The 13,296-nt window shown below is 63.3% G+C and carries 10 protein-coding genes; 2 read left to right on the top strand and 8 right to left on the bottom strand.

Annotation, left to right across the window (positions count from 1 at the left end; all coding sequences use genetic code 11):
• The first annotated feature begins 27 nt into the window (after positions 1 to 27).
• A complete protein-coding gene (locus tag DDQ68_RS15530) occupies positions 28 to 1,656 on the top strand; it encodes an FAD-dependent oxidoreductase (RefSeq protein WP_162550153.1) in 1,629 nt (542 codons plus the stop codon).
• 80 nt (positions 1,657 to 1,736) lie between these two features.
• On the opposite strand, the gene DDQ68_RS15535 is transcribed toward DDQ68_RS15530, so the two are convergent.
• Both DDQ68_RS15535 and DDQ68_RS15545 read right to left on the bottom strand, forming a co-directional pair.
• On the bottom strand, positions 1,737 to 2,291 hold the full coding sequence (locus tag DDQ68_RS15535; RefSeq protein WP_109657123.1) for a hypothetical protein: 555 nt from the start codon (positions 2,289 to 2,291) through the stop codon (positions 1,737 to 1,739).
• Positions 2,292 to 2,960: 669 nt separating this feature from the next.
• Positions 2,961 to 3,947: a hypothetical protein gene (locus tag DDQ68_RS15545; RefSeq protein ID WP_109657125.1), complete on the bottom strand. Its 987-nt coding sequence runs from the start codon at positions 3,945 to 3,947 to the stop codon at positions 2,961 to 2,963.
• A gap of 283 nt (positions 3,948 to 4,230) precedes the next feature.
• On the opposite strand from DDQ68_RS15545, the gene uvrA reads away from it, so the two are divergent.
• Positions 4,231 to 7,302: an excinuclease ABC subunit UvrA gene (gene uvrA / locus DDQ68_RS15550; RefSeq protein ID WP_245897068.1), complete on the top strand. Its 3,072-nt coding sequence runs from the start codon at positions 4,231 to 4,233 to the stop codon at positions 7,300 to 7,302.
• 703 nt (positions 7,303 to 8,005) lie between these two features.
• On the opposite strand, the gene DDQ68_RS15555 is transcribed toward uvrA, so the two are convergent.
• From DDQ68_RS15555 to DDQ68_RS15580, 6 genes are all read right to left on the bottom strand, one after another.
• Positions 8,006 to 9,118: a transposase gene (locus DDQ68_RS15555; RefSeq protein ID WP_109656069.1), complete on the bottom strand. Its 1,113-nt coding sequence runs from the start codon at positions 9,116 to 9,118 to the stop codon at positions 8,006 to 8,008.
• A 196-nt stretch (positions 9,119 to 9,314) separates the two neighbouring features.
• Positions 9,315 to 10,028 carry a TMEM175 family protein gene (locus DDQ68_RS15560; protein WP_109657126.1) on the bottom strand — a complete coding sequence of 238 codons (714 nt, stop codon included), beginning with the start codon at positions 10,026 to 10,028 and terminating at the stop codon, positions 9,315 to 9,317.
• Positions 10,029 to 10,136: 108 nt separating this feature from the next.
• Positions 10,137 to 10,730 carry a DUF4142 domain-containing protein gene (locus DDQ68_RS15565; protein ID WP_109657127.1) on the bottom strand — a complete coding sequence of 198 codons (594 nt, stop codon included), beginning with the start codon at positions 10,728 to 10,730 and terminating at the stop codon, positions 10,137 to 10,139.
• Positions 10,731 to 10,821: 91 nt separating this feature from the next.
• Positions 10,822 to 11,412 (bottom strand): DUF4142 domain-containing protein, encoded by a 591-nt coding sequence (locus DDQ68_RS15570; protein ID WP_109657128.1) that lies wholly within the window; start codon positions 11,410 to 11,412, stop codon positions 10,822 to 10,824.
• A gap of 79 nt (positions 11,413 to 11,491) precedes the next feature.
• Positions 11,492 to 12,292 carry an enoyl-CoA hydratase-related protein gene (locus DDQ68_RS15575; RefSeq protein WP_109657129.1) on the bottom strand — a complete coding sequence of 267 codons (801 nt, stop codon included), beginning with the start codon at positions 12,290 to 12,292 and terminating at the stop codon, positions 11,492 to 11,494.
• 125 nt (positions 12,293 to 12,417) lie between these two features.
• Positions 12,418 to 13,134, bottom strand: a complete 717-nt coding sequence (locus DDQ68_RS15580; protein WP_245897069.1) for a 2-C-methyl-D-erythritol 4-phosphate cytidylyltransferase — start codon at positions 13,132 to 13,134, stop codon at positions 12,418 to 12,420.
• Positions 13,135 to 13,296: the final 162 nt, after the last annotated feature.

Raw genomic sequence — 13,296 nt, forward strand, 5'->3', positions numbered from 1 at the left:
GGTAATCGAAACTCGTTCCGCCCCGCCATGCTCCCCGAAATTGACCTGACCGACGCCGCTAGCCTGCCCGAGGGCGCGCTCAAATCCTTCCCCACGCCCCACGAGGGCCCCGAGGTGCTGCTGGTGCGCCACGAGGGCGAGGTGCACGCTTTTGCCGCGCACTGCCCGCACTACGGGGCCCCACTGGCCAAGGGCCAGCTCGTAAACGGCAAAATTGTGTGTCCCTGGCACCACGCCTGCTTCCGGGCGAAGGACGGCAGCCTCTGTGAGCCGCCGGCTCTGGACGACCTGCCCGCCTTTGCCGTGCGCGAGGCCGACGGGCGCGTGCTGGTGCAAGTGCCCAGGAAGCCCGCCGCCAGTACTGATAACTCCAGCGCCACGCCCACGGCGGAAGTGGGCGGCACGCCGCCCGCCGATACCCCCGGGGCCCCCGCCGATGCGCGCACGTTCGTGCTGGTAGGCGGCGGGGCGGCCGGCCAGTACGCCGCCCAAACCCTGCGCCACGAGGGCTTCGCGGGGAAAATCGTGCTGGTATCGGCCGACGAGAAAGCGCCTTACGACCGCACCAAGCTCAGCAAGCCTTACCTGGCGGGCAAGGCTAAGCCGGCGGCGCTGCCCCTGCGCGAGCCCGATTTTTATGAAAAGCACCGCATTGATTTGCAGCTGGGTACCCGCGCCACCGGCCTCGACCTGGCGCGGCAGGAGTTGCAGTTGGCGGGCCATCCGCCGCTGCGCTACGACCAGTTGCTGCTGGCTCCCGGCGGGGCCCCTAATCGCCTGCCCAAACTGCCTGGCCACGAACTGGCCGGTGTGCTGCCGCTGCGCACCCAGGCCGATGCCGACGCCATCCTGGCGGCCACCAAAGACGCTAAGCAGATAGTAGTTATCGGCTCCAGCTTCATTGGGATGGAAGCGGCCAGCAGCCTCGTGGGCGAAGGCCGCGCCGTGACGGTGGTGGCCCAGGACAAGGTGCCCTTCGCCCGGGTGCTGGGGCCCGAAATCGGGGCCATGTTCCGGGCCCTGCACGAGGAGAAAGGCGTGCATTTCGAGCCCGAAGCCGAGGTAACGGCCCTGCTGGGCGAAGCCGGCCGCGTGACGGGCGTGCAGCTGAAAACCGGCCGCGTACTGCCCGCCGATGCCGTGGTGCTGGGCGTGGGCGTGCGCCCGGCTACCGAGTTTTTGCAGGAGGCTTTTTTGCTGGAAAAAGACGGCGGCCTGGCCGTGGATACTTACTTGCAAGCCGCTGAGAATGTGTACGCCGCTGGCGACGTTGCCCGGTTCCCGCTGGGGGCCCCCGGCGTGCCCACGCGCATCGAGCACTGGCGCGTGGCCCAGCAGCACGGCCGCACGGCGGCCCGCAACATGCTGGGCCAGCGGGAAGCCTTCACCGCCGCACCGTACTTTTGGACGCAGCAGTACGGCAAGAGCCTGCGCTACGCTGGCCACGCCGAAAAATGGGACGAAATCATTTACCACGGCGACGTGGCCCAGCAGGATTTCCTGGCCCTCTACGTGCTGGACGGCCGCATCATCGCCGCCGCCAGCATGAACCGCGACGCCGATATGATTCATTTCGCCGAGCGTCTGGAGCAGGGCCAGCTACCCGCCCTGGCCGATACGCACGAGGGTATGAGCTGGGCCCCCGCCACCAACTAGCCGGGGCCCCACGCTGGGCAAGCCCACAAAAAAAAACCGCCCCTGCCGGCGGTTTTTTTGTTTAGCCGAACGGGTTAGCGTTAGTCGCGGTCCCGGCCATTGTCGTGGTCTCGGCCGTGGCCATTGTCATGGTCTCGGTGGCCATTGTCGTGGTTCCGGCCGTCGTCGTAGCCGGCGCGGTAAACTTTTTTGGCTTGGCCGGGCGGCAGGCCGTAGCCCTCGTAATATCCTTGGTGGTAAATCTTCTTGGCTTGCCCAGGGGGTAAGCCCCGGGGCGGGCCCGGGTTGTACACCACCGGGCGGTACCGGTCGCGGTGGGCTCCCACATACGCCCAGGGCTGGCGGCCGCGGTAATCGAGTACCACCGGGTGGAATCGATAAGGATCGTAGCCGTTGAGCGCGGCCACCGGTAGCCACCGGCCGTTGCGCAGTACGATGTATTGTTGGGCTTGCAGGTCGTAGTATCCATCAACCTCGGGGAGGTAATAATATTGGGCACCCTGTGGTACGGCGGGGCCCCAGGCGGGCCGCCCAATGTTCACATTAACGTTGATCTGAGCCTGGGCTGGCGGAGCGGCGGCCAGCGAAAAGCCGCCCAACAAAGCAGAAATGAGCAGATAGGTGCGAGAGTTCATGGGAAAATGGGAAGAAGAAGTGAACCCGCTGCTACTACGTTAGCGCTGAGGGCGCGGCTGAGTTAGACGTGAGGGTTGGGTAGGCCGCGGGGGTTGAATGGGCCGCGGGGGTTGAATGGGCCGCGGGGGTTGAATGGGCCGCGGGGGTTGAATGGGCCGCGGGGGTTGAATGGGCCGCGGGGGTTGAATGGGCCGCGGGGGTTGAATGGGCCGCGGGGGTTGAATGGGCCGCGGGTAACGGGCGCGGTAAGTGTCCACGTAGCGCCAAGGTTGGCGGCCCCGGTAATCCACCGGTACCGGGTGGAAATAGTAAGGGTTGTAGCCAGTCAGAGTAATGAACGTCAGCCAACGACCGTTGCGGCGCACGATGTACCGTTGAGAATACAAATCGTAGAAGCCATTAATTTCGGGGATGTAGTAGTACCGTGTGCCGGAGGGTACCTGGGGGCCCCAGGCGGGCTGGTGGATGGTGACGTTGATCTGCGCCCGGGCGGGCAGTGCGCTGGCCAGCAAGCCACCGCCCAGCACAACAATTAAGAAAAAGCGTAATAAAAACCTCATAGAGCTGGGGTTGAGGAGGTCGCAAAATACTCACATTTCTTTATATACACCACTCAGTGCCAGCCACGCTGGGCCCTGACCAGCTTTTTTGGTCAGGGACTCTAACGCCTAGCGGCCCCCGCGGCCGGGCCCCCTGCCACCATCGCCGCGGTTACCACCATCGCCGCGGTTGCCGCCATCGCCACGACCCGGGCCCGGGCTTCCGCCGACCTGCGGGCCTTGGCCGGGGCCGCGCCCGCCCTGGGGCCCCGTGCCCGGCCCGCCGCCGTGACCTGGGTCGAAGCCGCCGTTGTTGCGGCCGCCCTGGGAGCCCTGGCCGGGACCGTTGTTCTCGCCCGAACCGGGGTTGCCCCCGCCGGGGTACTGGCCGCCGCGGTTATCAAAGCCGCCGCGGTTGCCGCTGTAGTTCTCTCCGCGGTTGCCGCTGTAGTTCTCTCCGCGGTTGCCGCTGTAGTTCTCTCCGCGGTTGCCGCTGTAGTTCTCTCCGCGGTTGCCGCTGTAGTTCTCTCCGCGGTCGTCACCGTAATCCCTGCGGTCACCGTAGCCGTAGCCGCTGCCGTAGCCCCCGCGGTTATCATGGTCGCCGCGTTCGCCGTAGCCCCTGCGATGGTCACCGTAGCGCCCGCCATAGCCGTAGCCGGGGCGGCCATAACCCCCGCCATAGCCGGGGCGGCCGTAGTACCCGCCATAACCCGGGCGGCCGTAGCCGGGGCGGCCGGCGTAGTACCCGCCACCGCTGTAGGGTGCGTAGGGGCGGTAGGGGTAGCGGGCGTGGTAGTACGCGCCTTGCAGCCAGGGTTGGTTGCCGCGGTAGCCAACCACGACGGGGTGGAACTGGTAGGGGTCGTAACCGTAGAGCTCGGGTAGCGGCACCCAGTAGCCGTCTTGGTACACAATGTATTGCTGCGTGTACAGGTCGTAGTAGCCGTCAATTTCGGGGATGTAGTAGTATTGCGTGCCGTAGGGCACCTGGGGCCCCCAGGCCGGAATGCCAACGTTGACGCTGACCCCCACCTGGGCGCGGGCGGCCGGGGCGGCCAGCAAAGCAAACGCGCCCACCAGGGCGGCAGCGATGAGCTTGGGGAAGGCTTTCATAACGAGGGAGAAAAAAGGCGAGGGGCAGGGCGCAAACGCTGGCGCATGCCCAATGAATGCAAGGCAAATGCCAAGTTACCCGGCCGCGTGCAGGAGCGGGTCAAACAGTCGGCCAACAGGCCCGAAACCCCGGCGTGCCGGGGGCCCAAAAATTTGCGGGCACAAATGCCCCCGGTTTGGGGTTGTGCCTCTGCGCCCCGCGGGCGGCGGGGTTTTGCCGTAAACCCCCGCCACCAAGCGGCGTTTCCCGTACTTTTGCGGACTTATTCCGCTGCTTTTCCGCATGGCCAAAAAAAAACCGGCTACTTCCGTTGCCCCAGCTCCCAAAGTGGCGGCTACCTCGTTGAAAAAGAAACTAGAAGGCGCTACCACCGATGCCGCCGGGGCCCCGGGCAGCCAGCCCAGCGCCGCCGGCCTGGCGGTGGCCATGCAGCACCAAACGCCCGAAACCCTGCCGCCCGTGGGGGCCCCGGCGGGGGGGGCCACGGGGCTGCCCGCGCCGCGCCCCTTCGACGCCCCGTTCATCGAAGTGTATGGCGCGCGCGAGCACAACCTCAAAAACGTGAGCGTGCAGATTCCGCGCAACCGGCTGGTGGTGTTCACGGGCATTTCGGGCTCGGGCAAAAGCAGTTTGGCCTTCGACACGATTTACGCCGAGGGGCAGCGGCGCTACATGGAAACGTTTTCGGCCTACGCCCGCTCCTTCATGGGGGGCCTGGAGCGGCCCGACGTAGACAAGATTGAGGGCCTCTCGCCGGTTATCAGCATCGAGCAGAAAACCACCTCGCGCAATCCGCGCTCCACGGTGGGCACCATCACCGAAATCTACGATTTCCTGCGCCTGCTCTACGCCCGCACGGCCGAGGCCTTCAGCTACGCCACCGGCGCGAAGATGATCCGGCAGAGCGACGACCAGATCATCAATTACATCCTGCGGCACTACGACGGCAAAAAGCTGGTCGTGCTGGCGCCCGTGGTGAAGGGCCGCAAGGGCCATTACCGCGAAGATTTCCAGAAGATTGCCAAGCTGGGCTTCACCAAGGTGCGCGTCGACGGCGAGCTGCTCGACATCACGGCCAAGATGCAGGTGGACCGCTACAAAATCCACGACATCGAAATCGTCATCGACCGGCTGATTGTTAAGGAAGAGGACCGGTTCCGCCTCTCGGGCTCGGTGCAGAACGCGCTGACGCACGGCAAGGGCACCATGCTCGTACTTGACCCCGATGCCAAGGGCGAAAGCAAGGCCGAGAAGGGCAAGCCGCAGTTCTTCTCGCGCTTTCTGATGGACCCCGCCACCGGCATCGCCTACGACGACCCGGCGCCCAACACGTTCAGCTTCAACTCGCCCTACGGCGCCTGCCCCACCTGCCACGGCCTGGGCGAGGTGCAGGAGATTACGGAGGACGCTGTACTGCCCGACCGCAAGCTCAGCATCAGCCGCGGCGGCATTGCGCCGCTGGGCGAGTACCGCGACATCTGGATTTTCCAGCAGCTCCAGCTCATCCTCAAAAAGCACAAGGCCACCCTGAATACGCCCCTCGAAAAGCTGCCCGAGGAGCTGTTGCAGCGCTTGCTGCACGGAATTTCGGAGGACGAGGCCGACGACCGCAAGAGCGTGTACACCGAGCCGTTCGAGGGGCTCATCCCGTTCCTTCGTCGGCAGATGGACTCGGAGTCGGACAACATCCGCGAGTGGATTGCCCAGTACGCCCAGGCCCAGCCATGCCCCGAGTGCCACGGCTACCGCCTCAAGAAGGAAAGCCTGCACTTCAAGCTGGCCGGCCAGCACATCGGCGAGCTATCCACGATGGACCTGACAGAGCTGGCCGCTTGGTTTGAAGGCGTGGAAGACCGCCTGAGCGAGCGCCAGAACGTAATTGCCCGCGAGCTGCTCAAGGAAATCCGCAAGCGCATCGGCTTCCTGCTCGAAGTGGGCCTGGACTACCTGAACCTGCACCGCCCGGTGCGCACGCTCAGCGGCGGCGAGAGCCAGCGCATCCGCCTCGCCACCCAGATTGGTACCCAGCTCGTGGGCGTGCTCTACATCATGGACGAGCCCAGTATTGGCCTGCACCAGCGCGACAACGAGCGCTTGATCAAGGCGTTGCAGCACCTGCGCGACATCGGCAACTCGGTGATTGTGGTGGAGCACGACAAGGACATGATCCTGCACGCCGACTACGTGCTCGACATCGGGCCCGGGGCGGGCATCCACGGCGGGCACATCGTGGCCCACGGCACCCCACAGGAGATTCTGGGCTCCGGCTCGCTCACCTCGCAGTACCTCAGCGGGCAGAAGCACATCGAGCTGCAAAAGAAAAAGCGCAAGGGCGAAGGCACCGAGCTGGTGCTGAAAGGGGCCCGGGGCAACAACCTCAAAAACGTGACCCTGAAGGTGCCGCTGGGCAAGCTCACGGCCGTCACGGGCGTATCGGGCTCGGGCAAGTCGACGCTCATCCACGACACGCTGTACCCGATTCTGAACGAGTATTTCTTCAACGCCAAGCGCGAGCCACTTGCTTACGGCAGCATCGAGGGCCTGGAATTATTGGATAAGGTGATTGAGGTGGACCAGTCGCCCATCGGCCGCACGCCGCGCTCTAATCCAGCAACTTACACCGGGGTGATGACCGAAATCAGGGCCCTGTTTGCTGAGATGCCGGAGGCCAAAATCCGCGGCTATGGGCCCGGGCGCTTCTCGTTCAACGTGAAGGGCGGGCGCTGCGAAACCTGCGAGGGCGCCGGCATCCGCACCATCGAGATGAACTTCCTGCCCGATGTGCACGTGCCCTGCGAAACCTGCAAGGGCCGCCGCTACAACCGCGAAACGCTGGAGGTGCGCTTCAAGGGCAAGTCCATCACCGATATCCTCGACATGACGGTGGAAAAGGCGGTGGACTTTTTCGAGTTCCAGCCCCGCATTCTGCGTAAAATCAAGACCCTCAACGAAGTGGGCCTCGGCTACCTTACCCTGGGCCAGCAGGCCACCACCCTCAGCGGTGGCGAGGCCCAGCGCGTGAAGCTGGCCACCGAGCTGGGCAAAAAGGACACCGGTAAGACGTTTTACATCTTGGACGAGCCCACCACCGGCCTGCACTTCGAGGACATCAACCACCTCGCCGCCGTGCTCCAGAAGCTGGCCGACAAGGGCAACACCGTCCTCATCATCGAGCACAATCTGGACCTGATCAAAGTGGCCGACCACGTGATTGACATCGGGCCCGAGGGCGGCGGGGGCGGCGGCAGCATCGTGGCCCAGGGCACCCCCGAGCAGGTGGCCAAGAGCGGCAAGGGCCACACCAGCCGCTTCTTGGCCGAGGAGCTAAAGACGAGCAAGTACGCGGAGGCGTAGGGCCCCAGGGGCCCCGGCGCACTGGTTAATAGTTTTGAAGAGTTCACAGACCGGTTAACGAAAGCTACCAATTATTAATAAAATTGGTAGTTTTCGTTAACCGGTCTGGGTAAGCGCCGCGAAGGCAAAGTCAAAATACTGTACCTGCGCGCCGAAGACTTCGAAGAAGCGGTAACCCGGCTGAAAGATGGCCGGTAACAGCCGGCCGCATCGCCGATACCAGCCCTGGAGGCAACAGCACTGTGACCCTGGCCATGCTCTAGCAGAGTACTAACCGCTTACTAGCCAAGGAACTGCGCACTAGCAAGTGCGCGTAATCAACGTTTAGAACGGAAGCGACCAGCAGACTCAAAGTCGTGAATTGCTTCGTTCCAATTCCACTGCGTAGTTGATTGATAATTAGTACTATCCCGAATAACGTAGAGTTGAGACATATTCGGATTTTTGCTAATACTGTCACCGCTTTGTAGTTGCTGGGTAACCGTTCCCAAGTAGGGCAAAAAACTTTTTGAGCCATTATCCTGATAAAAAAATTGCGGTACCGCATGGTTGAATCTGTCAAATGCTACGCGGTGATGGAAGCTCCAGTGTTGGGGCCAATCTGCTGACTCAAACGTGTTGCCTACGCGAATAAATAGCTAGGCAAGACAAAAAACGAGTGCCGCAACTGCTGCTGGCGTATGCTGATGATACACAGCTTACTCTACCCTACTATTTTAGTTACTTTATAATGAGTTAGTTGATTGATAATCCATCGGAACACAGCATTCATGTTGGCGGTAAATACCGGGTCGGTGCTGCGGCCGGGCCGCGTGTACTGGCGCAGGGCGTTGAGGCCGTGGCGGCCAAAACTGGCGCGTTTGTAGCCGTTGTTCTTCTGGGGGATGGGTTGCACTTTTTCGTGCAGGCGGGTGCCCACGCTCACGCAAAGCGCGTAGGCCAAACTCACCAGGCCCACGAGTTTTTTGAGTTTGTCCCGGCAACGCAGGTGCGTGGCCCGCAAGGCAAAGCCCCGCCCTTTCAGGTTCTGGAAACAAGCCTCAATCGTCCAGCGCTTGCGATAGAACTGGCCCAAAAAAGCCGGGTTGGCCGTGCCGAAGAGGAAGAGGTACTCGCCCCCGGCCAAGGCCGTGACCTGCGCCCCGCCCCAAACCCCGTCGACTTGGCACACGGGCAACTGGCGGCACTGGCCTGGCCGCAGGCCCCAGTCGGCCACGGCGTGACGACGGCCTTGGGGGTCGGTGAGCAGGTGGTGCTTGGGCAGACGCATGACGAACAATATGCCCTTGTCTTTGAGGTATTTGAACCAGGCATGGCCCACAAACTCGCGGTCGCCCACTACCAGCCCCACGCGGTCGGGGCCCAGCACCCGCAGGCAAAAATCCAGCAGCGCCGTGCGGTCGGCGGTGCCGGAGTTGCCGCTGCGGTTGTCGAGCAACTCCCAGCACAAGGGCCAGTGGCAATCGCCCCGGCCCACCGTCACGAGCAGGATGTTGACCTGGCAGCGGCCGAAGTCCCACTCCGTGCGGTCGATGCACAGGCGCAGCTTGCCCGTGCCCGGCAAGAGGCCGACGAGCAACACGGCCAAGGCGACGTAATCCAGGTCGGCTTCGCGGAAAAAGTCTTGGATGCGCGTCTCGTTCGAGGCCAGTTTCACGCCGTCGTTGAGGTGCTGCGCCACCTCGCAGAATTGCACATTTCGGCTTTTAAAGAGGCCGAGCACGAAGCGGGCCACGAACTTTTTGCGGGCCAGGTTCCGCACCAGCGGGACCGAATGTAAAAGGGTCGTAATTTTGACCACGAGGCGTTGCTTCACGGGAAGGAGCGCATTTGGTAGTTGAGGAACTCCAAAGGTCGGGCCTTCCCGTTTTTATGCCCGATTTTTAGTAGGGTAGAGTATACACAGCTAATACCCGCCGAATCAAGAAACTCATTTCTTCTTTGTAAAAACTGCGTTTCCGGGCGCGCCGTCGTGACATTGAGAACTGCCGGGTATCCGGCTAGGGGCCCGGTTAGGCGGCGGGCGCCGGGTCCCCCACCGGGGCGTGCAGCGCCTCGTGCCGGGCCAGCAGCCGGCGGTAGCGGCGCTGGTACAGCTTCGACAGGGGAATGGTAAGCAATAGTAAAAACGGCGTGAAAAACGTCAGCCAGCTATTGGGCGGGACGAACTGCATGACCACCAGCGTGAGCACGAAGCCGGCGGCCGGCACTAGGGGCCGCCACCAGTCCATGTCGGGGTGCGTGGCGTCGGCTGGGTAAATAAGGCCGTGGGCCGGGTTGGCGAGGTAGCGCATCAGCCACACCTGCGCCACGGCCGCCAGCACGATGTTGACGGCGTAGACGGTAAACGGGGCCTTCACCGTGGCATACGAGCTGAAAAGGCCCGACGAGAACGGCATCAGCACAATAAAAAGTAAAAACAAGATGTTGAGCCACAATATTTTGGGATTGTAGTTGCGCATAAACCGAAAAATTCGGTGGTGCGCCATCCAGTAGAGGGCAATGACGGCAAACCCCGTCAGGAAGCCGATGAACTTGGGAATTAGCCGAACCAGCTGCTCCCAAATCTGGGCATCGGTGGGCCGGCCTTCCATTTCCGGGAGCTTTATCTCAATGGCCAGCAGCGTGATGGCGATGGCAAACACGGCGTCGGTGAACAGAATCAACCGCTCCAATTGGAACTCGGTGCGGTCGTGGTGGTGCAGGGCGGTAGCGGGATGGGCCATAAGCGGGGGCAAGCAGATGGGCTAAAGTAGGGCCCCCGCGGGACATTGGCCCGCAAAAAAGCCGCTGCCCATTGGGTAGCGGCTCGGGAAAGCGGCACGATAGGCTGCTTACATTTTCATTTTGTCGTCGGCCTTGGCCATACTGTCGTGCTGCTGGATGGTCGGCAGCGTTTTGGTGGCAAAACCCTTCACGTCAGCTTCTTTGCCGTTGGTAATTTCGCTTTGGAACAGGGCCACCGTCTTGTCGTGGTCGGCCACCATCTGGTCCATGTACTTTTTCTCCAGGTCGGGGCCCGACATTTTCAGCATGGCCTCGCGGATGGTTTGGTGCTCGGCGTCCATCATGCCCATCAGCTTCACGCCGTGCGCTTTGGCGATGGGCGCCAGCTCGGCACCGGCCTTGGTGTGGTCGGCAATCATTTTATCGGCGTAAGCTTTTGCGGTGGGCGACGGGTTTTTCATCAGCACTACCTTGCTCAGGCCCATCTCGTTGTGGCCGCCTTCGTCAACCTTGGTGATGAACTCGGAATCGGTCACCGGGGCCATCGGGGCCGCGGCGGTGGTGGAGGCCATCGGCGGAGCGGCATTTTCGGCGGGCGGCGTGGTGGCAGGCTGGCTGGCGGTGGCCGATTTATCGGCGCTGTTGCAAGCGCTGAAGGCGAGCAGACCGGCGGCGAGGGCGGGCAGGAGCGAACGGTTCATGGGGAAAGAAAGAAGGAGAAAAATAAGTGCCTGTCATACGCTAACGCCGCGTATGGGTTGGCGTAATAAACTTTTTATCAAACGGTTGAGCTTATTTTTCGATTGCCTCTTGGGTGGCTTCGGCGGCGGCCAGCTGGTCGCGCACGGGCTGGCCGTACCGGGCGGCAAAGGCGCGAATGTCGCCGTCATACGCCTGCTTTTCCATGTCGCCAAAGGCGTCGCGGTCCTTCTTCAGGGCCCTCACCACGGTTTCGAGGAGCTGCTTGTCCAGGGCCGGGCCCACCAGTTTGGCCACCTCGTGGTAGGCGGTTTGCTCGTTCTTGCCCATGTCGGCGGGCACGGCCAGCTGCTTGGCGGCGGCTAGCGTGCGCAGGGCCCCCAGCGCGTCGAGGCGGCTCTGCAGCAGGCGCGGGCCGTAGGCGCGCAGGGCCACGGTGGAGGCCCTGGCCTGGGCTAGCTTGGCCAGCTCCTGCTCCAGCAGGCCGTTGCTGGCGGTTTTCACCAGGAAGTCGGCATCGGCCAGCTGCTTGCGGGTGATGTCGGCGCCCTTGATTTTCTCCTCGTTCTGAGCCCGGGCGGCGGCCACGGGCGCGTCGGCGGAATTAGAATTGGAGGAGCAGCCCAGCAGGCCCGCCAGGGCCAGCAGCGGCAGCCGGTGCCAAAGAGTAGTCGGGAAAAGCATGGGGCGGGGGAAAAAGCCGCGGCAATACCGCCACGGCCGGCCCCACTTATACGCCAAACTGGGGGCCCCGGCCGCTTTTTTATTGCCCCGTAAAGACGGGTTTGCGTTTTTCGGCGAACGCGGCCACGCCCTCGCGGTAGTCGGCCGTGGCGCCCGCAAGTTCCTGGCAATGCGCTTCGTAGTCCAGTACCTCGTCGAGGGTGGCGGTGGCGGCCTTGTTCAGCATTTGCTTGAGCAGGCCGATGCTGCGGGTAGGGGCCCCGGCGTAGCGTGTGGCCAGGGCGTAGGTGGCCGCGTCGAGCTGGTCCGGGGCTACTACCTGGTTCACCAGGCCCAGGCGCAGCGCTTCCTCGGCCGGCACTTTCGCGCCCAGCGCGCACAACTCAAACGCCTTGAGCGTGCCCACTAGCCGCGGCAGAAACCACGAAGAACCCGAGTCGGGCACCAGCCCGATGTTGATAAACACTTCAATCAGAGAGGCTTCGGTGCTGGCCACCAGCGCGTCGCAGGCCAGGGCCAGCGAGCAGCCAGCGCCCGCCGCCACCCCGTTCAGCCGCCCGATGATGGGCTTGGGCAGCCCCCGCATGGCCCGGATGATGGGGTTGTAGCGCTGGTTCAGCGATTCGTGGAAGGAGCGGGGCTTGCCTTCGGCAGCCTCGGCCTCCTTGGCCGCCTTCAAATCCTGCCCCGAGCAGAAGGCGCGGCCGGCGCCGGTCAGCACCACGGCCCGCACGGCGCCGTCGCGCGCCACCTGCTTCCAGGCGTCTTGCAGCTCGTAGCTCAGCGCATCGTCGAAGGCGTTGAACACCTCGGGCCGGTTGAGGGTGATGGTGGCCACGCCGTCGGGGCGCACGTCGTAGAGCAGGCGGGTATAAGTCATTTTATTAATGTGAAAGATTTGGCAATGTGGAAGATGTGTAAATATTGGGAAGTATGGAAGTGAAGCTGCGGACACAAAACGAGCGGAAATGTACCGTCTCGTCCTTCCACATTTCTACATTCAACTCACACCTCCATATTTAATAAAGCTTCGGCTACCAGTAAATCTTCCGGGGTCGTGATTTTCAGGTTGCGGTAGTCGCCCTCCACCAGCTCCACGCGGCAGAGGTCGTCCACCACGCTGGCGTCGTCGGTGAAGGTGGGTAGCTCGGGCATGGCGTAGGCGCGGCGCAGCAGGTCAATTTCAAAGGTTTGGGGCGTCTGCATCAGGCGCAGGCGGCTGCGGTTGAGAGCCGACGAGCCGTGCTGTGACAGGGTGCGCACCGAATCTTTGGGGGCCACGGCGGCGGCGGCGGCGGCGTGCTGCGCGGCGGCGGCGTAGGTGCGCGCCACCACGGCGGTGCTCACCAGCGGGCGCACGCCGTCGTGCACGGCCACCAGGCCCTCGGCGTGGCCGGCCAGGGCCCCCAGGCCGGCCTTCACCGAGGCCCAGCGCGTGGGGCCCCCTGCTACCAGCCGGTGCGGAATGGCCACGCTATGCGCCGCGCACAGGGCCCGCCAGGTGGCCAGCTGGTCGGCGGGCAGCACCACGATGATTTCGGCCACGGCCAGCGCTGGCTCGGCAAAGCGGCGCAGCGTGTGCAGCAGCACCGGGGCCCCCCGCAGCAGCAGAAACTGCTTGGGCAGGCCCGCGCCCATGCGCGTGCCCGTGCCTCCGGCCACGATGATGGCGTAGCGCGGCGGTGGTGAATGAGTGAATGAGTAAATGAGTGAATGAGCCAAGGTAATGTGCGATTTGAGGCGCCAACGGGTAATGGTGCGGACTTCGGCTGCGCTGGCTTTCGGTTGCAGTTCGCGTGCTTAAACGGTCGCTAAGAAGCTGTTTGGTTTAACTTTTTGGCTCTTGAAACGGTGTAGAGACGCATCCTGGCGTCTCCGGCTTGA

The sequence above is a fragment of the Hymenobacter nivis genome (assembly GCF_003149515.1).
In the GTDB taxonomy this organism is placed as follows: domain Bacteria; phylum Bacteroidota; class Bacteroidia; order Cytophagales; family Hymenobacteraceae; genus Hymenobacter; species Hymenobacter nivis.

What these genes read in the sequence shown, in the direction of transcription:
- DDQ68_RS15530 (WP_162550153.1), top strand. Translation starts at nt 28, where the DNA reads ATGCTCCCCGAAATTGACCTGACCGACGCCGCTAGCCTGCCCGAGGGC.
- DDQ68_RS15535 (WP_109657123.1), bottom strand. Translation starts at nt 2,291, where the DNA reads ATGAACTCTCGCACCTATCTGCTCATTTCTGCTTTGTTGGGCGGCTTT.
- DDQ68_RS15545 (WP_109657125.1), bottom strand. Translation starts at nt 3,947, where the DNA reads ATGAAAGCCTTCCCCAAGCTCATCGCTGCCGCCCTGGTGGGCGCGTTT.
- uvrA (WP_245897068.1), top strand. Translation starts at nt 4,231, where the DNA reads ATGGCCAAAAAAAAACCGGCTACTTCCGTTGCCCCAGCTCCCAAAGTG.
- DDQ68_RS15560 (WP_109657126.1), bottom strand. Translation starts at nt 10,028, where the DNA reads ATGGCCCATCCCGCTACCGCCCTGCACCACCACGACCGCACCGAGTTC.
- DDQ68_RS15565 (WP_109657127.1), bottom strand. Translation starts at nt 10,730, where the DNA reads ATGAACCGTTCGCTCCTGCCCGCCCTCGCCGCCGGTCTGCTCGCCTTC.
- DDQ68_RS15570 (WP_109657128.1), bottom strand. Translation starts at nt 11,412, where the DNA reads ATGCTTTTCCCGACTACTCTTTGGCACCGGCTGCCGCTGCTGGCCCTG.
- DDQ68_RS15575 (WP_109657129.1), bottom strand. Translation starts at nt 12,292, where the DNA reads ATGACTTATACCCGCCTGCTCTACGACGTGCGCCCCGACGGCGTGGCC.